We start from the raw sequence: 302 nt of genomic DNA on the forward strand, positions 1-302 counted from the left end.
ATTACACTGCAACCAGCCCCCATCATTTCCAGAACTTCGTGCTGTTCACCAACTACCAGTTCTATATCGACGAGTTCGTGGCGCGCGCCCGCGAGCTGATGGCCAATGGCGACAGCGGCTATGTCGAGTTCGTCGAACCGGGCAATGTCGTGACCAGGAACGGGGCGGCGGCCTCTGAAGGCACGCCGCCGGAGCGCCTGCCGCAGATGCCGGCCTATCATTTGAAGAAGCCCGGCCATGGCGGCATCACCATGGTCAATATCGGCGTCGGCCCGTCCAACGCCAAGACCATCACCGACCAT

Annotated in this window: 1 pseudogene; it reads left to right on the forward strand. The window is 61.3% G+C overall.

Annotation, left to right across the window (positions count from 1 at the left end):
- Positions 1-302, forward strand: a pseudogene (locus EN846_RS34430) (AMP nucleosidase); the annotation flags it as partial.

This window comes from Mesorhizobium sp. M4B.F.Ca.ET.203.01.1.1 (genome assembly GCF_004791025.1).
Taxonomy (GTDB): Bacteria; Pseudomonadota; Alphaproteobacteria; order Rhizobiales; family Rhizobiaceae; genus Mesorhizobium; species Mesorhizobium abyssinicae.